The organism is Nostoc sp. C052, from assembly GCF_013393905.1.
In the GTDB taxonomy this organism is placed as follows: Bacteria; Cyanobacteriota; Cyanobacteriia; order Cyanobacteriales; family Nostocaceae; genus Nostoc.
Genome location: NZ_CP040272.1, coordinates 5,680,790 through 5,703,074, shown reverse-complemented (window position 1 = coordinate 5,703,074; position 22,285 = coordinate 5,680,790). Strand labels below are relative to the sequence as shown.

Annotated in this window: 10 protein-coding genes and 2 pseudogenes; 7 read left to right on the top strand and 5 right to left on the bottom strand. The window is 41.8% G+C overall.

Annotated elements, in window-relative coordinates; all coding sequences use genetic code 11:
• The first annotated feature begins 223 nt into the window (after positions 1-223).
• Entirely contained in the window at positions 224-3,790 is a 3,567-nt protein-coding gene (gene mfd, locus FD723_RS23560; RefSeq protein WP_179067533.1) for a transcription-repair coupling factor, read from the top strand.
• Between the two features lie 1,220 nt (positions 3,791-5,010).
• Here mfd and FD723_RS23555 read toward each other — a convergent pair.
• A complete protein-coding gene (locus FD723_RS23555; protein WP_179067532.1) occupies positions 5,011-10,479 on the bottom strand; it encodes a Calx-beta domain-containing protein in 5,469 nt (1,822 codons plus the stop codon).
• A gap of 521 nt (positions 10,480-11,000) precedes the next feature.
• Here FD723_RS23555 and FD723_RS23550 point away from each other — a divergent pair.
• A complete protein-coding gene (locus FD723_RS23550; protein ID WP_179067531.1) occupies positions 11,001-11,543 on the top strand; it encodes a Uma2 family endonuclease in 543 nt (180 codons plus the stop codon).
• 281 nt (positions 11,544-11,824) lie between these two features.
• Positions 11,825-12,568 carry a DUF561 domain-containing protein gene (locus tag FD723_RS23545; RefSeq protein ID WP_179067530.1) on the top strand — a complete coding sequence of 248 codons (744 nt, stop codon included), beginning with the start codon at positions 11,825-11,827 and terminating at the stop codon, positions 12,566-12,568.
• Positions 12,569-12,696: 128 nt separating this feature from the next.
• On the opposite strand, the gene FD723_RS23540 is transcribed toward FD723_RS23545, so the two are convergent.
• Positions 12,697-13,845, bottom strand: coding sequence for a DegT/DnrJ/EryC1/StrS aminotransferase family protein (locus FD723_RS23540; RefSeq protein WP_179067529.1), 1,149 nt, complete (start codon positions 13,843-13,845; stop codon positions 12,697-12,699).
• Positions 13,846-14,363: 518 nt separating this feature from the next.
• Between FD723_RS23540 and fetB the strand changes: the two genes are divergently transcribed.
• Positions 14,364-15,140: an iron export ABC transporter permease subunit FetB gene (fetB, locus tag FD723_RS23535; protein ID WP_179067528.1), complete on the top strand. Its 777-nt coding sequence runs from the start codon at positions 14,364-14,366 to the stop codon at positions 15,138-15,140.
• Positions 15,141-15,170: 30 nt separating this feature from the next.
• Here the strand turns inward: fetB and FD723_RS23530 are convergent.
• A pseudogene (locus FD723_RS23530) lies at positions 15,171-15,320 on the bottom strand (CopG family transcriptional regulator); the annotation flags it as partial.
• Between the two features lie 103 nt (positions 15,321-15,423).
• On the opposite strand from FD723_RS23530, the pseudogene FD723_RS23525 reads away from it, so the two are divergent.
• Positions 15,424-16,006 (top strand): annotated as a pseudogene (locus FD723_RS23525) (hypothetical protein).
• A 129-nt stretch (positions 16,007-16,135) separates the two neighbouring features.
• On the opposite strand, the gene FD723_RS23520 reads toward FD723_RS23525, so the two are convergent.
• Positions 16,136-17,962, bottom strand: a complete 1,827-nt coding sequence (locus FD723_RS23520) for a hypothetical protein (RefSeq protein ID WP_179067527.1) — start codon at positions 17,960-17,962, stop codon at positions 16,136-16,138.
• Positions 17,963-18,599: 637 nt separating this feature from the next.
• Here FD723_RS23520 and FD723_RS23515 point away from each other — a divergent pair.
• The gene (locus FD723_RS23515; RefSeq protein ID WP_179067526.1) at positions 18,600-19,826 is read left to right on the top strand and encodes a succinate--CoA ligase subunit beta; all 1,227 of its coding nucleotides are present in this window, start codon (positions 18,600-18,602) and stop codon (positions 19,824-19,826) included.
• Between the two features lie 191 nt (positions 19,827-20,017).
• Positions 20,018-20,899, top strand: coding sequence for a CoA-binding protein (locus FD723_RS23510; RefSeq protein WP_179067525.1), 882 nt, complete (start codon positions 20,018-20,020; stop codon positions 20,897-20,899).
• 295 nt (positions 20,900-21,194) lie between these two features.
• On the opposite strand, the gene FD723_RS23505 is transcribed toward FD723_RS23510, so the two are convergent.
• Positions 21,195-22,283, bottom strand: coding sequence for a cell wall metabolism sensor histidine kinase WalK (locus FD723_RS23505; protein WP_179067524.1), 1,089 nt, complete (start codon positions 22,281-22,283; stop codon positions 21,195-21,197).
• Positions 22,284-22,285: the final 2 nt, after the last annotated feature.

Genomic DNA, 22,285 nt, shown 5'->3' with positions numbered 1-22,285 from the left:
TCAGAGCGAACGTAGCTCAATCCCTAGTATCTAGTATTAAAGGTGCTTCAATAAATGCTTTGACTATACACAAAGTAATAGTTATAGTTCTTAAGTTTATTAGTGGCTGTGCATTATTCTTCCAGCGAAGCAATAAGAAAGCTGTTAACACTTTTAAAATGGTTGACATAAACTGCCTCAAGATTTTCTGACCCACAAAGACTTCCATCGCTAAGTAGTACTTATGTCATTTTCTTCTATTGTGCGTGCCTTAGGCCGATCGTCGCTCACTACTGAATTTATTTCTAAGCTGAATCGACAACAAGAATTGCGGTTAAATGGCATTTCTCGGCTGCCCAAGACTCTGGTAGCTTCGGCATTAGCACAGGCTCAGGGCAAGGATTTGTTCGTGGTTTGCGCCACTCTGGAGGAAGCTGGACGCGTTTACGCACAACTGGAGGCAATGGGATGGCAAACAGTACATTTTTACCCCACCTCTGAGGCTTCTCCCTACGAACCTTTTGACCCGGAAACTGAGATGAGTTGGGGGCAAATGCAGGTATTGGCAGATTTGGGAATGGGGAATGGGGAATGGGGAATGGGGAATGGGGAAGAAAAACCCCCAATTCCTAATTTCCAATTACCTAAGATGGCAATTGTGGCTACTCAAGGGGCGTTGCAACCTCATTTGCCTCCACCAGAAGTTTTTGGGCAATTCTGTCTTACTCTGAAAAAGGGGATGGAATTAGATTTGAATGCCTTCAGTGAGAAAATAACTATTTTGGGCTACGAAAGAGTGCCTTTGGTGGAAATGGAAGGACAATGGAGCCGACGGGGCGATATTGTTGATGTGTTCCCGGTTTCCTCTGAGTTTCCAGTTCGGTTGGAATGGTTTGGCGATGAAATTGAGCAAATGCGGGAATTTGACCCGGCAACCCAACGTTCTGCCCTTGACAAAGTTGACCAGATAATTCTTACCCCCACTAGCTTTACTCCTGTGGTGATGGCAGCACTCAACAAGAGTGCCCAATTCCGAGTGCTGAGTGCTGAGTTAAATTCTGACTCAGAACTCTTAACTGCTAACTCATCGCTGATTGAGGGTAGCCGTCGCTTTTTGGGGTTGGCATTTGAGCAACCAGCATCTCTGCTAAACTACTTAGCAGAAAATACCCTAATTGCCATTGATGAACCAGAACAATGCCATGCTCATAGCGATCGCTGGGTAGAAAATGCCCAAGAACAATGGGAAATTGGGAATAGGGAATGGGGAATAGGGAATGGGGTAGCTTCTTCCCCTACTCCCCATTCATTACCGAAAATCCACCGTTCGTTTGATGAGTGTTTGGCTGATGTTGCCAAATTTAAAACATTATATTTATCGGAACTGTCAGAGGAAAATAATGGGATCAATCTTGCCAGTCGTCCGGTTCCAGCTACGCCACACCAGTTTGCTAAACTAGCTGAAACCATCCGCCAAGAACGCGATCGCAATTTTTCGATTTGGCTGCTGTCTGCTCAACCTTCCCGTTCTGTCTCGCTGTTGCAAGAACATGATTGTCCGGCTCAGTTTATCCCCAATCCCCGCGATTACCAAGCGATCGATAAGCTGCAAATCAACCATATTCCCATAGCCCTAAAATATTCTGGTCTTGCGGAACTTGAAGGTTTTATCCTGCCTACCTATAGAGTAGTAATCGTTACAGACCGAGAATTTTTTGGGCAGCATTCCTTGGCGACTCCCGGCTATATCCGCAAGCGCCACAAAGCTACTTCTAAACAAGTTGATCCCAATAAACTACGTCCCGGTGATTATGTAGTTCACAGAAATCATGGTGTTGGTAAATTTGTCAAGCTGGAAAGTTTGACGATTAATGACGAAACCCGTGATTATTTGGTGGTGCAATATGCTGATGGGTTACTGAGAGTCGCAGCCGATCAAGTAGGGGCTTTATCTCGGTTCCGCGCCGGAGGTGATAAAGCACCGGAACTCAATCGAATGACTGGTAAAGCTTGGGAAAATACCAAGAATAAAGTCCGCAAAGCAATTAAAAAATTGGCGGTGGACTTATTGAAACTTTATGCAGCGCGATCACAACAACAAGGTTTTAGCTTTCCAGGTGATATGCCTTGGCAGGAGGAACTAGAAGATTCTTTCCCCTACCAACCCACGACAGATCAACTCAAAGCTGTGCAAGATGTAAAACGCGACATGGAAAGCGATCGCCCAATGGATCGCTTAGTTTGTGGCGATGTCGGTTTTGGAAAGACGGAAGTGGCGATTCGTGCTGTTTTTAAAGCAGTCACCGCCGGTAAACAAGTGGCACTCCTTGCGCCAACGACTATTTTAACACAGCAACATTACCATACACTCAAAGAACGTTTTGCACCTTATCCCGTAAATGTCGGTTTGCTCAACCGTTTTCGCTCTGCTGAAGAACGGCGCGATATTCAAAAACGATTGGCAACTGGTGAACTAGATGTAGTTGTTGGCACACAGCAACTTTTGGGTAAAGGTGTGGCATTCAAGGATTTAGGACTGTTGGTGGTAGATGAAGAACAGCGATTTGGGGTAAATCAGAAAGAGAAAATTAAAAGCTTGAAAACTCAAGTGGACGTGCTTACCCTCTCCGCCACTCCCATTCCCCGAACTTTGTATATGTCCTTATCGGGAATTCGGGAAATGAGTTTGATTACCACGCCACCCCCAACCAGACGACCGATTAAAACCCATTTGTCACCGATTAATTCCGAAAGTATCCGTACCGCAATTCGTCAAGAATTAGACAGAGGTGGACAGGTATTTTATGTAGTTCCACGAGTGGATGGCATTGAAGAGACAACAGCCAATTTACGAGAAGTAATACCAGGAGCTAGATTTGCGATCGCTCACGGTCAAATGGATGAAAGCGAGTTAGAATCAACCATGCTCACTTTCAGCAATGGCGATGCAGATATCCTTGTTTGTACGACAATTATTGAATCTGGCTTAGATATTCCACGAGTCAACACGATTTTGATTGAAGATGCTCACCGCTTTGGATTAGCACAGTTGTATCAATTACGCGGTCGTGTGGGACGTGCAGGGATACAAGCTCATGCTTGGTTATTTTATCCGAAACAGCGGACGTTATCTGATGCAGCGCGGCAACGATTACGAGCGATTCAGGAATTTACTCAGTTAGGTTCTGGATATCAGCTAGCGATGCGCGATATGGAAATCAGAGGTGTGGGTAACTTGCTAGGTGCAGAACAATCCGGTCAAATGGATGCCATCGGTTTTGATTTATACATGGAAATGCTAGAAGAAGCAATTCGGGAAATCCGAGGACAAGAAATTCCGAAAGTGGAGGATACCCAGATTGACCTCAACCTGACGGCGTTTATTCCGGCAGATTATATCACCGATTTGGATCAAAAGATGAGTGCTTACCGAGCAGTGGCTACAGCCAAATCTAAATCAGAATTAAAGCTAATTGCAGCCGAGTGGAGCGATCGCTATGGTACTTTACCTGTCCCTGCAAATCAACTTTTGCGAGTCATGGAACTCAAACAGCTAGCGAAAAAACTCGGATTTAGCCGCATTAAGCCAGAACAAAAGCAGCACGTCGTTTTAGAAACGCCAATGGAAGAACCTGCTTGGAATTTGTTGGCGGCGAATTTACCAGACAATCTCAAGACCCGCTTTGTGTATTCTCCTGGGAAAGTTACGGTGCGCGGGTTAGGAGTTTTTAAAGCGGATCAACAATTGCAAAATTTGATTGATGCTTTCGGGAGAATGCAAGGTGCAATTCCAGAGGCAGCTGTTATTTAAATGCTAGAAAAAGATTAGTCATCAATTGGTTGATAAATTTTGCTCAAGTTTCTATCAATTAAGAACCAAACATACAGAGGATAACCAGAGTGAGTATTAATCTTGATTTGCCATGATCTGGGGAAAGGTTAAAGGGGAAGGGGTAAGGGTTTGAATTTACCTTTACCCCTTCCCCTTTCTCCCAAAACCCGAAAAGTATTGAGAGCGAAGGTGTTATCAACTCACGACCTAATATTACAGATAGTCAAGCATACGCTCGCAAGTTAAGCCATGAGGCTCAAACTAGGCTGTTAATTTTGATGGAATTTTCCCATTTTTAGTTCATACAACTTTTGTGTCATTGCGAGCGAAATGAAATGTAGCAAAGCAATCCCCAGCGATTGCTTCGCTCCGCTCTCTACGAGACGCACTCGCGTTCGCAATGACTACACATATTTTGCATGGATTTTTACCCTCTAAAAAGGCACAGAGTCAACACCCTAGCTAGGCTCAAACCCGTAAGCGAGAATCAGTAGACTGAAAAGTTTGGCGATCGCGCACAGAACGATAGCTGAAATACAGATTATTTTCAAATAAACTGTATTTTTAGATACATTTACTTAAAAAACTCTTGACTACTTTTTAATAAGTAAAACTAATTAATCAGCTAAAAAGTTAAGGGTAACGCTCCCACCAGAACATAGTTCTGGTGCTGTGGTATGCAATTTTTGTAAAGTATGGGGATAAAGACGCAAAATTTTTGATTCTGAGGATTATTTAGTTTGGCTATGACTACAACTACCCCAATTCTAACTGATAGTAAAACGTTGAACGAAGTAGTTAACTGTTTAACAAAAATATTCCAATCAAATCTCAAGGTAAGTGTGAACAGAAGAATATCTTTGAAATTTTAATTCGAGCAGCGACTCAGAAAGATAGTATTGAAAACACAACCAAAGTCTTAAAAAACGTTCCGACAAGCAACGATATTCGTTTACTTTGACTATTTCATTTCAAATGTTCGTAATTTCCTTCTACAAAATGTTGACTTGTCAACCTGATGATAGGGCAAACGCATCTAAATATTGACGAGCCTGAATCAGAGTGGATTTAGCAAAACCTTAATCAAATAAGGCTTTCAGGAAATTAAATATTCACGTATATAGAAATTATAATCATTGTATAGGACTGTTAGCGTAGCCCATTCTGAATTTTGACTGCTGTTTTATATAGTATTAAAATTAAAAAGCTTGGTGGTCATCATTGATGATAGTACCGACTGCTTGGTTATTAGCAAAGGTAGCATTTGCCGCGCCATAGATATTGACAAAAAATGTTTCATTGGCTTCAACTTTATTATCACCTCTAACGCCAATACTAATAGTTTTACTGGTATCACCAGGGTTGAAAACAATTGTCCCCAAACCAAAATTGTAATCTGAGTCAGATTCTTGGGCAGTACCATCACTCGTGCTATAACTTACGGCTATCGGTTGATAGAATTCACTAGAGAGAGTGACGACAAAATTAGCATTAGTTGTCATCCCTGTTGTGCCTTCTCTGAGTGATACATCTGCAATGCTGATGCTTGGAGGTTGGTCATCATTTATGATCGTAGCCACTCCCAAACTATCAGTAATTGTGGCATTTGTAGCACCAAAGAGATTGACAGAAAATGTCTCGTTGGTTTCAGCTTTATTATCACCGATAACACCAATACCAAGAGTTTTACTGGTTTCCCCAGGAGCAAAAATAATCGTCCCAGAAGCAGAATTGTAATCAGAGTCAGAAACTTTAGCAGTGCCATCACTCGTGTTGTAATTTACAGTAACTTGCTGCAAACTCGCTGCGGAGAGAGTGACGATAAAGTTAGCATTAGTGGTTGTGCCTGTGTTACCTTCAGCAAACGAGACATCCGAGATACTGACAGTTGTTGGGTTGTCATCATCAATGATAGTACCAACTCCTAAATTATCTGCGATCGCAGCATTTGTCGCACCCGAAAGATTGACAGCAAATGTCTCGTTGCTTTCAGTTTGATTATCGCCGATGACGCCAATACTAAGAGTTTTGCTAGTTTCACCAGGAGCGAAAATAATCGTCCCTGAAGCAGAGTTATAATCAGAGTCAGCAACTTGAGCAGTACCATCACTCGTATTGTAATTTACAGTAACTTGCTGATAGCTGGGATTAGAGAGACTAATAGTAAAGTTAGCGTTAGTTGTTCCTGTATTGCCTTCAGTAATTGAAACATCCGAAATGCTTATAGCTGGTTGGTTGTCATCGTTGATGATAGTACCAACTCCTAAGCTATCAGTAATTGTGGCATTAGTTGCACTCAAAAGATTTACAGCAAATGTCTCGTCAGTTTCAAATTTGTTATCACCGATGACACCAATACTAAGAGTTTTGCTAGTTTCCCCAGGAGCAAAAATAATCGTCCCCGGAGTAGAATTGTAATCTGAGTCAACAGTATTAGCAGCGCCATCACTTGTGTTGTAATTTACAGTAACCTGCTGAGAACTGGGATTGGAAAGAGTAATAGTAAAGTTAGCGTTAGTTGTTCCTGTATTGCCTTCAGTAATTGAAACATCCGAAATGCTTATAGCTGGTTGGTTGTCATCGTTGATGATAGTACCAACTCCTAAATTATCTGCGATCGCGGCATTTGTCGCACCCAAAAGATTGACAGCAAATGTCTCATCAGCTTCAGTTTGGTTATCACCGATGACACCAATGCTAATAACTTTGCTGGTTTCGCCAGGATTGAAAGTAATCGTCCCTGAAGCAGAGTTGTAATCAGAGTCAGCAACTTGGGCAGTCCCATCACTTGTGTTGTAATTTACAGTAACTTGCTGAGAACTGGGATTGGAGAGACTAATAGTAAAGTTAGCATTAGTTGTTGTGCTTGTGTTGCCTTCAATAACAGAGACATCCGAGATGCTGATAGTTGGTTGGTTGTCATCATCAATGATGGTACCAACTCCTAAATTATCTGCGATCGTGGCATTAGTCGCACCCAAAAGATTGACAGCAAATGTCTCGTTAGTTTCAGTTTGATTATCACCGATGACACCAATGCTAATAACTTTGCTGGTTTCGCCAGGATTGAAAGTAATCGTCCCTGAAGCAGAGTTGTAATCAGAGTCAGCAACTTGAGCAGTACCATCACTCGTGTTGTAATTTACAGTAATTTGCTGATAGCTGGGATTAGAAAGACTGATAGTAAAGTTAGCATTAGTCGTTGTACCTGTATTGCCTTCACCAACAGAAACATCTGAGATACTGATAGTTGGTTGATTGTCATCATTGATGATGTTAGCAACTCCTAAACTATCAGTAATTGTGGCATTTGTCGCACCTAAAAGATTGACAGAAAATGTCTCGTTGGTTTCAAATTTGTTATCGCCTACAACACCAATGCTAAGGGTTTTACTGGTTTCACCAGGATTGAAAGTAATCGTTCCCGGAGTAGAATTGTAATCTGAGTCAGCAGCATTAGCAGTGCCGTCACTTGTGTTGTAATTTACAGTAATCTGTTGAGAACTGGGATTAGAAAGAGTGATAGTGAAGTTAGCGTTAGTTGTTGCACCTGTGTTTCCTTCAGTAACCGAGACATCCGAGATGCTGATAGTTGGTTGGTTATCATCGTTGATGATGGTTGCTGTAGCTGAATTGTTAGTAATTGTGGAACTTTCCGGCGCAGCTGTGAGGTTGGGATTACTCAGGGTAACAGTAATGTCTTCATTAAGTTCAAAAGTGTTGTCACCCAAAACATCGGCTGTAATTGTCTTTGTGGTTTCCCCAATGGCAAAGCTTAAAGTCCCAGATGCAGCACTTCCTCCACCCGTAACTTGAATATTGTTATAGTCACTGCCAAAAGTTGTCGTACCGTTAAAAGCATAATCTACGGTGCTAGCTACACCAATACCACCACTGCGAGTAACCGTAAAGCTAACAGTTTGAGTACCGCTATTACCTTCTGTTAAAGTTGAGGTAGGAGTGGAAATTGCATATTGAATCGCATCATTAGCAGCAATATTTAGACTAGTTTCAGTTATTGTCCCCAAATCCGCTCCTGTTAGCGTACCGAAGTTGAGTACAACTGTCTCTGTATTCTCAGGTAAATCGTCTGGGTTAATAGTAAAAGTAATTAGCTGTGTTAAATTTGCGCCTGTTGCTCCAGCAGCAAAAGAGATAGTAGTAGGCGAAAAAGTGTAATCGTTGCCACTAGTAGCCGTACTACTATTTTTGACGACAATAGGAACTGTGACAGCTGTTTCAGGAGAGGCATTTAAAGTAACAGAAATAGTTACTGTAGTGGCGGTACTATCTTCTGTTGTATTGTACGTAGCAGCACCAAAGTTGACTTTTGGAAGCACATATTCAAATGCTCCAATGTCAATTCTCCCACTTTCAATACGGTTAAAATCCATACCGCGTTGGTCAGTAGTTAAGCCACCACTGTAAGCCGGATCGCCTGCATTTCTGGCAGGACTAGAAAAGGTTAGGGCATGAGTTTGTGTAGAACCACCGTAATCTCCTAGCGGTTTGAGTCCAGGATTGGGGTTAATAATATCTGTACCCGTGCCCAGAGTCCCAGACAATTTACCGGCAATTTTGCCAATCAGGTTGTAAGCATTACCATTGAAGTTGCTACCATAGATATCAGCTCCTTGATTACCTGGGTCAATATTGCCAGCAATGATGCTATTGCTAATGCTAACCGTGCCGCCAGCTCTATAAATACCGCCACCATCACCTTGACCGTTGTTATCACTATCAGCGGTGTTTCCAAAAATAGTGCTATTACTCACTGTGGCATTGTTGGTGTCGATGCCGCCACCATAAGTTTTAGCTGTATTGCTAGAAATAGTGCTGTTGCTTATAGTGAGAATACTGTTGCTGAAGATGCCGCCACCGCTACTGTTTGCAGTGTTGCTAGAAAAAGTACTATTGCTAATAGTGGCATTGCTGCTGTAGATACCGCCGCCGTTACTGTTCGCAGTGTTGCTAGAAAAAGTACTATTGCTAATAGTGGCATTGCTGCTGTAGATACCGCCGCCGTTACTGTTCGCAGTGTTGCCAGAAATGATGCTATTACTAAGTGTGACACTACTACTGCTGTAAATACCACCGCCGCTAGTGCTGGCAGTGTTGCCAGAAATAATGCTGTTACTAAGTGTGACACTACTGGTGCTGTAGATGCCGCCACCATTATTTACTGAATTTCCCCCAGTTATGTTCAACCCATCAATTGAGAGGGAGGCACTGCTATTAAAAACACGGGAAGTATTGTTACCACTGATGGTAAGTTTATTAGCCCCAGTTCCTTGAATGATCACTCCTTCAGTAACATTCAATTCCCCAGAAGTGAGGGTAATGGTGTCGGGGGTGGCATCACCGAATATTCCAGTCGTATCAAAGATGATTGTCTCAATCCCTGGATCGTTATTGGCATTGATAATAGCTTGCCTTAAGGAGCCAGCACCGCTATCATTGGTATTAGTTACTATATAGGTGGTGCCATCTACTTTGACAGATACATCGTCAATGGCTAAACCATGATCGTTGCCTCCATCATCTATATCTTCCCAACGTAATATAATCTCTTCACCGTTAGCTATTGGGGTAGCTAGATTAAGTATTACAGGTGCTATGACAGTTCGATTGGCAACTTGATTGCCAATCAAGGCGCCTGGGGTTGCAGTTGCAATTGGCCCGGTGAAATCTAGCGATGTAACAGGCGTCCATGTTCCTGTTGTTAAACTTGCAACAGTCGACCCAGTTTGATAACTAAATTTCAGCTGTTGCGGCGATGTATTGCCACCATTACGCCATTGCTCACCTGTATAATTTACTTGCAAGCTAGTAATTGGTGAACCTGTATTATTTTGGAGGCGCAACCCATAATAAATAGTTCCTGTAGTACCGGAAGCTAAAGAACCAAGTGCCCGATCTGTGGTCGTACCAAAACTGTACATTGCACCTGTATTATTAGTGCCAGAACCAGCGTTATAAGTAGTTCTTGTGGAATACCAGCCTGGAATGGTTGAATCATTAGTCCAAGCAATAGACGTTCCAGAAGCAAGTAATGTGTTGAAGTTTTGAGTGTATGTGCCAGTAAAACTAGCTGGCAAAATCGATTGGTAAGCCTGTATTACTTCCGGTTGAAATGCCAGGGAAGTTTCAATTTTCCCTGTTTTCACTTCTAAATCCCAGTTGCCACCTAAAGCTGCACTTCCGGTTTTGTCTGTGGAAGCGGCAACATCTGCTCCAGTAATTCGGCTAATCTGCTGGACAAATTTTGTGCCTTCACCACTGGCTACATCACAGCCATATAGCAAAATATCAGCATTCTCAGTTAAAACACTTGCCCACTTTTTTAACTGATTTGCATAGCTATCCAGGTTACTGAGGTTGAGGTTGCCTGACCCTAGTTGCAAACTTCCCGCACTTCCGTGGGAAACAATGTGAATTGATTGAACTGAATTTGATTTACGTTTTTCCAGAAACTCGGTGATTTGTGCTAAACCATCTCTATTGGGATCAAGAATAACGACTTCACTGCCGAGGATGATACCAGCTACTAAGCTTTGGTAATCTATAACTTTTGGATCTATGAAAACAATATTTGTACTTGCTTCTAGTATTTTTTTAGTAGAGTTTTTTCTGGTATTATGGTGATTGTTTTCTGGCTGTTTGGTCATAATCCTTAAATAGAAATTTAGATTGAATAAGATATTTATTTGTTAGCTTTAGCTTGGTAGTGTTTTTCGTGCAGAACAAAACGGAAAGTGAATGGCTCTACATTCGCTTCCATTGCCAAATTAAGTCGGCGATTTAACCTTTTAGCTAATGGGTTAAAGCCGCAATATTTTTAATTTTTATATAACCAAGCACACCTTCAATAAAGTTAGCTATTTTTTAGTCATAGCTTTTCTCTATAGCAATTTATACTAAGTCTAATGACAAGGCAACTGCATTTCCACTTAAATCATGATGGATTAGCTGAAATTTGAGTAGATTAGTTTATTAACAGTTATGGTGCTACTAATGCTTTTTGGATAGCTAAAACTGCGGCTTGGTGCGATCGCATATTTCTAGTTTCCGCAAGATAGCAATGACAGGTTTGGCGATGACTAGGGAATTTATGGGGCGATCGCACCTGGAGAGGTCTGTTATCTCCATAATTGATATAGATACAAAGCGTGTGATAATCAGAGGTTTTATGTCCCTAACCCTTGAAGACTTGGAACAAATGCAGCAACAGTATCCCGACTTTCGGATGGAACTAGTCAAGGGTAATATTATTGTTATGAGTCCATCAGGATACGAATCAGATGAGGTTGCAGCTGAAATGGTAGCCCAGTTACGTAACTGGGTTAGACCGCGCAAACTCGGGCGAACAGCAGCTTCTAGCGCCGGTTTCAGGTTGCCTAATTCAGACTTGCGCGCACCAGATGCCTCATTTGTTTTAGCCGAACGTTTGCGTCGCAGTCCGAAGTCTTTTGCTCAATTGGCTCCTGATTTGACTGTCGAAGTGAAGTCCCCTAGCGACAATTTAGAGGATCTGAGAGCCAAAATTCAAGAATTTCTGAGTTTAGGAACTCAGGTAGGAATTTTGCTCAATCCAGATGAGCGAATTGTTGAAGTTTACAATTTTGGACAAGAGGCAATAATACTTCGTGATGGCGATATTTTAACAGTTCCCGAACTGCTCCCAGGGTGGGAAGTACCAATTGCAGATTTGTGGCCTCCAGAGTTTGACTAGGATAGTGTTAACAATTCAAAATTCAAAATTAAAGACATTTTGCCTAAGGCACGCTATGCGAACAGACGCAGATTTAAACACTAATGTACCTTGCTTCCGACAGGGTAAATGAACGGAGTGGTTTCGACTCCGCTTCGGAACTACATGTAAAGGTAAGGATCTTAAACCCCTTAATTTACGATAAAACTATCAATTTTTGACAACTGCCGTAGCGATATAGCCTCTAATCAACTGAGGGACGGTAGAATATACCTAATTTTCTTAGCTTCAAAACCTAAACTATGACGATGCATTCCACACTCCAACGTGCATTTACTAACCGCCGTGTTTTAAAAGTGATCAGCGGTTTGAATAACTTCGACGCCGCTACCGTTGCTGCTACTGTCAAAGCTGCTGAATTTGGCGGTGCTACTTTTGTCGATATTGCTGCCGATCCAGCTTTAGTCCAGCTAGCTAAAAGTTTGACAAATTTACCAGTTTGTGTTTCAGCAGTAGATCCAGAAAAATTTGTGCAAGCTGTGGCAGCTGGTGCTGATTTAATTGAAATTGGGAATTTTGATTCTTTTTATGCTCAAGGACGCCGCTTTGAGGCTCCAGAAGTGCTAGCGTTGACTAAGCAAACTCGCGCTCTCCTGCCGGAAATCACCCTATCTGTAACCGTTCCCCATATCCTAGAACTAGATCAGCAAGTACAGTTAGCAGAAGAACTGGTAAAAGCTGGAGCAGATATTATCCAAACCGAAGGCGGTACTAGCAGTAACCCAGTTCACCCCGGAACTTTAGGATTAATTGAAAAAGCTGCTCCTACGTTGGCAGCAGCTTTTGAGATTTCCTGTGTAGTGTCAGTGCCAGTATTGTGTGCATCAGGTATTTCTAGCGTTACCGCCCCATTAGCGATCGCGGCTGGTGCTGCTGGTGTTGGTGTTGGTTCCGCCATCAACCAACTCAATAACGAAGTGGCAATGATTGCTGCCGTGCGTAGCTTAGTAGAAGCCTTAGCAACTGCAAATGTAGTAAGGAGTTAAGAGTGATGAGTTAGGAGTGACGAGTAATGAGTTAGGAGTGATGAGTTGAAGAAACTTATTCATTCAAAACTTTTAACTTCTAACTCCTAACTTCTAACTCCTAACTTCTAACTCCTAACTTCTAACTTCTAACTCATAACTTCTTTCAAGGCATAAATCACCTGGTCTTGCTGCTGTTGTGTCAATTCTGGAAACATCGGCAAGGATATGACTTCATGGCAAGCTTGCTCTGCTATTGCTAAGTCTCCAATTTGATAGCCCAAATTCTGATAAACTGGCTGCAAATGTAAAGGATGGGGGTAGTAAATCATTGAACTCACACCCTGTTCTTGCAATTGGCTACGCACCCAATCTCGATATTTGGCGCTAGAACCATTTCGCCCTTCGCCTGATATGCGAATAGTGTATTGATTCCATACTCCAATACCCCCAGGTAATTCTTGGGGCGGGACGATCCCCGGAATTTGACAAAGATATTGGTAATAATAGTTGGCGATATCTCGTCGGCGATTATTCCAAATATCTAAATAACGTAGCTTAATTTGCAAAATAGCTGCTTGGAGAGCATCTAAGCGGCTATTTACACCAATTTCTTCATGAAAATATCTAATTTTACTGCCATGATCTCGTAAGATTCGCAGTTTAGTGGCGATCGCTGGATCGTTAGTCGTGATTGCGCCGCCATCGCCGCAACCACCAAGGTTTTTGGTAGGGTAGAAACTAAAGCAACCAATATGTCCAATACTTCCGACTTTTTGATCGGCCCAAATTGCGCCTGTAGACTGAGCGCAATCTTCAATTATTGCCAAATTGTGAGACTGAGCGATCGCCATCAATGATGTCATATCCACAGGCTGCCCAAATAGGTGAACCGGGATAATCGCTTTAGTTTTGGGTGTAATTGCTGCCGCTACTTGCTCTACATCTAAATTAAACGTAGTTGCATCAATATCGACGAAAACAGGCTTTGCCCCCACGGCGCTAATCACTTCAGATGTCGCAATAAAGGTGAAAGGCGTTGTAATCACTTCATCGCCTGCACCAATTTCCAAGACTCGTAACGCTAAGAAAAGCGCATCAGTACCAGAATTACAAGCCACACATTCAGTAACAGTATTATAGGCGGCAAACTGTTGTTCAAAACCTTCAACTAAGGGGCCGCCAATATAGCGACCAGAAGCCAAAACCTCTAAGACAGCTGCACTTACTTCTGCTTCAATGGTGGTGTATTGCTGCTTGATATCAAAGGCAGGGATGGGATTTACACTTTGGATCATGAGTTCTTATTTTATCGGGAGATACAAAGGATGCACTTCGACAGTCAATTTTTGCTGATTGAATTGCTAATCAAACAGGAGCTACTAAAAGACTATCGCCCAAGATACGCATCTATTAGGGATTTTACTTAAGTTGTGGTGCAGTAAGCTACCGCACATTTAATTTACAGATATAGGCATACTAGGTGTTTGCCATGTTAAGGTCGTACCATTTGGAATTTTGAATTGATGAAAGTGATACATATCAACGGGTTTCGGCGAGAAGTCTCACACGATAGGTACTCGTTGCTGGGGGAGGAACGCCGCTCCGGGAGTGGGGACTGGGGACTAGGTACTGGGAAAACATTCAAAAATTTGGGAGGAGTTAAAGCAAATTCCATAATTTTTAGCTTGAAAACCAAATCCCCAGTCCTTAATCCCCAGTATCCAGTCCTTTTTACTCAAGATCCAACACATCGGATCAAAGTTCCTCTTGTGTGGGCTGCTTTGAGAAGAAAATACCAGAAGATAGAGAACTTATGCAGGATCTAATCAAACTGGATTTCGTGGATTTAGCTATGGCTGTGGGATTGATGGCGATCGCCATTGGTTTATCTGCCTGGGAAAAATTAGGATTAGAGTTGAACCTAGCCCTTGCTACTGGGAGAACCATCTTACAACTTCTTGTATTGGGATACATTTTAGATTTCATCTTGGCTTTAGACAATGCTTGGGCAGTTTTGACGCTATTAGCAATAATGCTGACAATTACGGCGATTGTCGCACGAAATCGCATCAGCCAAAAAATTCCTCATGTGTTGCCTTTGGTGTGGGGTGCAATTTTAATTAGTACTGCCCTGACAGTGTTTTACACCAACTTCTTGATTATTCAACCAGAAAGATGGTATGAACCACAGTATATAATTCCCTTAGTAGGGATAGTCTTAGGTAATGCTACTAATGCAGCTGCGATCGCAGGCGATCGTCTTGTCAGCACCATTAATTCTAGCCATCTCGAAATAGAAACCCACTTAAGCTTAGGCGCAACTCCAGAGCAAGCAGTTAACCAGTATCGCAAAGACGCTATCAGAGCCGGATTAATCCCCACTCTCAATCAAATGATCGTCATCGGTATGGTGGCAATCCCAGGAATCACCACCGGACAGCTGTTAGCTGGTGTGAAACCCTTGGATGCTGTATCTTACGAAATTTTGATTATGTTCATGGTTACTTTCGCTAACTTGTTGACAACAGTTTTAGTCACAAAGGGATTGTGTCGTCAATTTTTCAATTCTGCCGCCCAGTTAGTAAGGTGAAGAGATTAATCTATATCCAATCACACCGCCTCATTCGGAAGTTTCCTTCAACTTCAAAGCTTCCCACTGAGCCGGAGTAAATTCTGTCTCCATCTGCAAAACTTCGGCTTGATACTCTACGTCATTTGCCATTTCTGCTAAGGCCACATCAATTTCTGCCCGTTTTTGAGCAGCGAACTGTGTGTTGCTCCATACAGTTTTAGCAAATGATGTTTGGTTTGATGATTTTTATAACATCATTTTAGTCATAAGCGATAGAGTTTTCAATAAAAGGTAAATTAAAATGGCATTTATTAATTACAAAAGTATTAGTACGGTAATTAAAAAATTTCAAATCAAATATGTACAATCTAATTTTATGCTAGAAGTAGATTTTCCAGTTGAACAGTCTTTCAAAGATGAATTAGATTTGCTATTTACCGATGGAGTTATTGATAATTCTGAAGATGCTATTTGCGAAAACCTCATCTATCCAGTATTAAAAGAAGTATGGAAAACTTACCGAAGTAAATTAACACTTTGGAGTCATGAAACATTAGCTTACGATGAAGATTTATCAGGCGTTCCAGATTATACTGGTTTTTGATAAACCTTATTTTTTGACAGTTGAAGCTAAACAAGACAAATTTGAAGAAGGCTGGGGTCAGTGTTTAGCTGAAATGATTGCAGTCCAGCGAATTAATGATGATTTTGCCACCGATGTTTTTGGAATTGTTTCTAATGGGAAAATATGGCAATTTGGAAAGTTACTTTCTGATGTGTTTACTCGGAATAAAAATCTGTATGTAATTCAAGATTTAGATAAATTATTTGCGGCCGTTAATTATATTTTTCAACAATGTGAATTAAAAATACAAAGGCAATAACATAGTGTATTTTTCCTATGAGAGCAGAGGATATTTGCAAAGTTGTCAAGTATACTAAAAACCTCTATCCGAAACGGAGAGAGGCTTTGAAACTTATACAGAAACTTTCTAGATTAACTCCTAACTTTTCTAACCGCCTAAAGTCCGTGTATAAATTACCTGACCTTGGGAATCATAGAGAAAAAGGGACAGGTTGGCATTGTCACCGATTACACCTAGCGCTTCCCGTAAGCTTTGCAAGTGGTTGGTAATATCAACAGCAGTATCCGAGTTCTTAGAATAAGGATTAGCCAAATTATTTTGCCTTATTTGGTCATACTCAGGCGTTAACCGGACAATAATTCCTGCATTGTCTATGCTAAAGGTGCAAATCCGAATTCCATTATTGATGCAGGTTTTATCTAAGTCAGTGCGGGTTTGTTGGAAACTACTAACAACTTGTAATTTTTCTTGTGCTTGTTTGAGGGATGTTGAGTAGGGTTCGATGAGAGATTGAGCTTGAGTATAGTACAAACTATCTTTGGGAACTTTTTTAGTAGTTTGCAAAGCCTGATCCCAGTATGTTGCTGCTGCTTGCCATTGGTTTTGTTGCTCATAAGCTTTGGCTTGCTTGGCGGTGATCAGGGCTTGTTGGTAGGTTTGAACAGCTAATCGTTCTTTAGTAGCGCGATCGCGGACTACTACTAACTTCGGTTTATAATCTACCAACAGCTTTTGAGCTTCTTGGTATCCAACGCTATTCTGGGGAATAGTATTCAAGGCATTAACTACTACTAGCCAAGTAGACTGCACCTTTTGCCAGTCATTCAATGATTTAGCATTAGCTTCTTGCTTCTCGGCTGCAACGGCTACAGCTTTTGCTGATGTTAGTTTTTTCAGCCATTTTTCCTCAGTAAATATCTGTTGATTTATAGCGTGTAAATGGACACGATAATTAAGTAATTTACCCTGCACCAATCCATAGAGTTCGCTACTGGAACTTATAGTTTCTAATGGCGCTATAGCTTGGCGCCATAAGTGTTGCCTAGCTTGTAATTCCTCTAAGCTAGATGCAGGAGTTTGAACTTTTTGTGTCGCCAAAGATGCCGTCTGCAAAGCCTTGACAACCTGGTTGATTTTTTCTGCCCGCCCAGACAAACTTGCTTTTAGTTCTTTTGACACCTGGTAACGGGGCGACCAACTAGGAATCGCATTCAAAGCTGCATTGGCTGTTTCAAGTTCCTGTTGTATAGTAGCTAATTCTTTTTCAGACTTGGCGCGGCGCATCAATTGCGAGGATTTTGTTTTTAATTGCTCGGCGTTTTGCATTTCTTTACACTCAGACATCACACAAGGAGGAGTCAAAAAGTAAGCACTACCGCCTAAGACTACAATTCCCAACAATGCTGCACCTAGTAGGATAGGTTTGACTTGAAATCCTGGCTTTGCAGCCGACAAATTCGGCACATCTGCAAAGGGATCAAACAGTTCCTCTTCCTCAGCCTCATCAATTGATGGAGAATATGTCAGAGATGATGAGGAGTATGAAGATGAATCAGATATTGCTTCCTCATCTCCCCCATCTTCCCCTGCCCCCTGCTCCCTCCTCCCTGCCCCCTGCCCCCTACCCCCTGCGCCCTGCCCCCTGTTCCCTGCTCCCTGCCTCCATCCCCCCGTCTGCTTCAACTCCAAAAAACATTTGGCATAAGGGATTTGTTCACCAAAAATTCTGAGGAAACATTGCACCCGCTGTTCTTTGTGGGGTGCTAGAGACTGAAGTACTTCCTCAACAACTGTAAAAACTAGTTGAGTGTCAACTATTACATCTGATGCGTGTTGCGTTAAAATCATTAGCTCGTCTTTATTGACGGCGCACTTAACCTCGAAGACTTCAGCTGTTAAAACTTCTACAAGTAATTGTTCCTGTAAAGTTTTGGCTAAAAGCTGTAAATCTTCTTGCTGGACTGCTACTTTCATAGAGCTTTCCCGCTGAACTTCTATATTGTTTTGATTATTTTTAAGAGGATGAAACGAACTTTCTCGGTTTATTGAATGCAAATGCACAGTTTAACCAACCACAGCCTGAAAATCTGAACGACCAACTTTCTAACACAAATTCTGACTTTTCACCAAAAATTAAAAAAGCAGTTATTGTTCGCGGCGCTACATTTTCAGATTCATCGGTGAAAAATAAATAATCTATCTTCAGATATAAATTAAAAATTAAAAATGGGAATAATAGAATGTTTGGGTATTTTCACTGCATTATTTCACCACAATTAAATTCATAGGAGCTAGTGTCTTAGAAAATTCTAGTTGCAGAGCAGTTGTTACCAAATTATCCAAAGGTTAAGAAAACGATGCTATGTCAGAGGGTTTTGACAGAAATGCTAATTATCTTCTATGCTGGGAAGCTTGCTGAGGATATTAGTTATGTGTTGTAAACGGGTTGGCTATAGAAATTAATGTACCTGATTTGGTGAATTCGATAAAATTGATCCGTGAAAAATAAATTTTTATAGCTGCTAAAAGCTTCATTCTGCAATAAAGGTGCTGCAAAATATTAAGACAGCAATCCGCAAAAGCTTGGAAAGTATCAGTACAAGGTGTATCAATGGATTTATTAGAGTATCAAGTTAAAGAATGGTTTGGGAAGATAGGCATTCCAGTATTGCCTTCCCAGCGAATTGACCATCCTACAGATTTAAAACGTTTAAAAATTCGTTTTCCAATTGTACTGAAATCTCAAGTACACGGAGCAGAACGAGCAAAAGCTGGTGGAGTCAGGTTTGCTCAAACGACTATCGATGCGATCGCAGCTGCTCAAAATATCTTTAGTTTACCAATATGGGGCGAGTTGCCGGAAGTTGTGCTGGCAGAATCCCAATACGACGCTAACCAGGAATTTTATCTAGCGGTGGTTTTAGATACTGCTGTCTGCCGACCGGTACTTTTAGGTTGCAAAGAAGCGGACATTGATTGGGAATCCGCTGGCGAAAAAATGCACCATGTTGTTGTAGAACAAGAATTCTCGCCATTTTATGCCCGACGACTAGCTTTGAAAATGGGTTTGCAAGGAACGCTGATGCAGTCGGTAAGCAACGTTGTGGAGAAGATGTACCACTTATTTGTGCAAAAAGACCTGGATTTAGTTGAAATCAATCCCTTGGCAGTCAGTGCTACTAATCAAGTTATGGCTCTCAATGGTAAAGTCAGAGTCAACGAACGGGCGATCAAGCGTCATCCCGATCTTGCCGAAATGGCGGCAAAAATTATCAGCCGTCATACCAGTACTGAAATCAACGGTATTTTAGGCGACTGGGATGGTGTAGCAATGCATGGAAAAATCGGTATTTTAGGTAATGGTACTGGTTCGGTGATGGCAACTTTGGATTTAGTCGCTAATGCTGGTGGTAATCCAGGTGTTTGTTTGAATCTACGTCATGCTTTCCTTACAGATACTACACCAACAACCTTCCGCGATCGCCTAGAAATGGGTCTGAAAATGCTGGAGGCTGATAAAAGTATTCAAGTAATATTAATTAACTTTCTGGGTAGTATTCCTCAAATTGAGGAAGTAATTGAAGCGATCGCCAGAGTTGTACAGCCAGACAATAGCGAACTTCAATCACAAATTATACGTTCTAATGGTAATAAAATGCGGCGCGAGCTTAATTTTCCATCTTTAGTTGTCCGCCTTGCTGGTTCTGAATTTAGTACTGCAAGAAAATATTTGACAACACTAAAAACCCACAGTAACGCGCTGCTTGTGGTAGAAAATTTAGATGAGGCAGTGGATGCAGCAGTTCGTCTTGCTAAACCAACGGTTAATAAAAAGTAGTGAGCAATAAGTAGGTGGGTGTCAATATTTGTCGTTGGGATAAGGCAGGGAGCAGGGAGCAGGAGTTATTTATCCTTCATCTCCATCACTCATTACTCACTATTCATTACTCATTACTCAGCACTTTCATGTCCCTTTCTTCAAGCCCAGTGTTTTAACTCACTGGCTTGGTAAATTTAAGGTAATTTTTTATGAACTTAACGCCAGAAAGTAAAGTCTTAATTCAAGGCTTTTGTGAATTTATATCAAGCACCTATGTTGATCAAATGAAAGCTTATGGCACGAATTTGGTAGCTGGTGTCAATGCTGGATGCGGCGGCCAAGAACTGCATGGACTGCCAGTCTTTGATTTAGTAGAGGAGGTAATAGAAAAATTTGGGGCAATTGACACGACAATCATTTGTGTAGATCCTTATGATGTACTAGATGCGGCATTAGAAGCGATCGCATCTAAGATTCGCCAGATCATTATTATTACTGCTGGTGTGCCGCCTTTGGATATGGTACAATTACTCCGCAAAGCCGAAGCCTGTGAAACTTTGGTCATAGGGCCAAATAGTCCGGGGATCATTGTACCGGGAAAAATTCTCTTAGGGACTCAACCCAGCGAATTTTATACTCCTGGGACAGTGGGGATCGTTAGTCGTAGCAGCACCCTCACCTACGAAATTGCCTACGAATTAACAAAAGCAGGTTTAGGGCAGTCGATTAGTGTCAGTATTGGTAGTGATGCGATCGTCGGTTCCTCGTTTCTGCAATGGTTGCAAATTCTTGATGAGGATGAAACTACAGAGGCGATCGTTTTAGTCGGTCAACCTGGTGGTGGTAGTGAAGAAGCAGCAGCCCGATACATTGCTGAGGCAATTGATAAACCAGTAATTGCCTACATTGCAGGTAGACTTGCACCACCAGGAAAAAGTTGGCGCCAAACCGGCACTTTAGCAACGGTTATCGGACGCGATCCCAATTTTGGCACAGCCCAAAGTAAATTAGCTGCTTTAAAAGAAGCAGAAGTTCCGGTAGCCGAACGCCCTTCTCAGATTCCAGAATTATTGAGAAAAGAGATTAACTAATTACTAATTCGTATTTTGTAGTTAAGAATTCAATTACGAATTACGAATTATTTAGTCTTGGGAACGATTTTGAGGGAATAGGTAGGCGATCGCAGCGTAACCCGAAAAACTGAGTAAACTAACCAAAAAAGCGGCCAGAACAAAAGTAGACATAATGTTATACTCTATGCAATTCCCAAATTTTGGTGTCTATCAACAAACAAAAATGTGGGATACTTTCAAATTAACAATTGGGTATGACACAGCCATGACTACCTTGTGTCAATCCCTCAGACTCAAAATTTTTTAGCTCAACTTAAGCCAAAGGCAGAAAAAACCGAAACGTACTGCCAACTCCCAATTCGCTTTCTACCTGAATCTTACCGCCTTGTAGTTCAATTAAACGGTGGGAAATAGTTAAACCGATACCAGTACCTCCCGAATGGCGATCGCGCGATTGGTCGGCTCGCCAGAAGCGCTCAAACACATGGGGCAGGTTTTCTGGAGCGATACCAATGCCTGTATCTATCACCGCAATCCAGAGTTGAGAAGCTTCAGTCCCAACATCAATGGTAATTGAACCTTCGTTAGTGTAATATACTGCATTACCTAGTAAATTCACTAACACCTGTTCTGTCCGATCAATATCTGCCAATACAGGAGGTATTACAGATGGACACTTTAAAATCAGAACTGGTCCATCTTCTAACAGTTGGTCGGTAAATTTCTCCATTAATGACTCTAACAACGGACGCAGATTTATCCGTTGGATATTAATTGGCAGATAACCTGCTTCTGCCTTAGACAATTCTTGTAAATCGTTCACCAATCGCTCTAAACGCTTTGTTTCTTTAGCTAAACGCCGATAGATTTCAGGAGACGCTTCAATTTGCCCATCAGCCAGTTCTTCCAAGTAACCGCGCACCACTGTTAACGGTGTTCGTAGTTCATGGGTCATATCTCCAATTACTTCTCGCCGCCGCGCTTCTACCCCTTCTAAACTGGCTGCCATTCGGTTGAAACTAGCACTTAGTCCACTGAGTTCTGGAATATCAGATACAGGTAGTCGTGCATCCATCTGACCAGCAGCAAACTTTTGGGTGATTTGTTCCATCTCGGTTAACCGCTGCGTAATCCGTCTGGACACCCAGTAACTCAATCCTCCGGCGGCGGTAGTGCCGACTAAGACTGACCAAATAGTGCTTCGTTGCCAAGCAAGTTCAAATCCTGTAACCAATTCAGCACGGACATCGATTAAGTCGAACCCCTGATTTTCTAATCCTTCCAAATGCAGTACAAACAAACGTGGGGAAGAGATTTTGCTGATGCTCACCAGACTAGCTACCCCCACGATCATCACTACTAAGTGGGAGAAAAATAAGCGCGTTCTCAGACCCATCTTCATAA

Coding starts and splice junctions, on each gene's coding strand:
- mfd (WP_179067533.1), top strand. CDS start 224: ATGTCATTTTCTTCTATTGTGCGTGCCTTAGGCCGATCGTCGCTCACT.
- FD723_RS23555 (WP_179067532.1), bottom strand. CDS start 10,479: ATGACCAAACAGCCAGAAAACAATCACCATAATACCAGAAAAAACTCT.
- FD723_RS23550 (WP_179067531.1), top strand. CDS start 11,001: ATGTCCCTAACCCTTGAAGACTTGGAACAAATGCAGCAACAGTATCCC.
- FD723_RS23545 (WP_179067530.1), top strand. CDS start 11,825: ATGACGATGCATTCCACACTCCAACGTGCATTTACTAACCGCCGTGTT.
- FD723_RS23540 (WP_179067529.1), bottom strand. CDS start 13,845: ATGATCCAAAGTGTAAATCCCATCCCTGCCTTTGATATCAAGCAGCAA.
- fetB (WP_179067528.1), top strand. CDS start 14,364: ATGCAGGATCTAATCAAACTGGATTTCGTGGATTTAGCTATGGCTGTG.
- FD723_RS23520 (WP_179067527.1), bottom strand. CDS start 17,962: ATGAAAGTAGCAGTCCAGCAAGAAGATTTACAGCTTTTAGCCAAAACT.
- FD723_RS23515 (WP_179067526.1), top strand. CDS start 18,600: ATGGATTTATTAGAGTATCAAGTTAAAGAATGGTTTGGGAAGATAGGC.
- FD723_RS23510 (WP_179067525.1), top strand. CDS start 20,018: ATGAACTTAACGCCAGAAAGTAAAGTCTTAATTCAAGGCTTTTGTGAA.
- FD723_RS23505 (WP_179067524.1), bottom strand. CDS start 22,283: ATGAAGATGGGTCTGAGAACGCGCTTATTTTTCTCCCACTTAGTAGTG.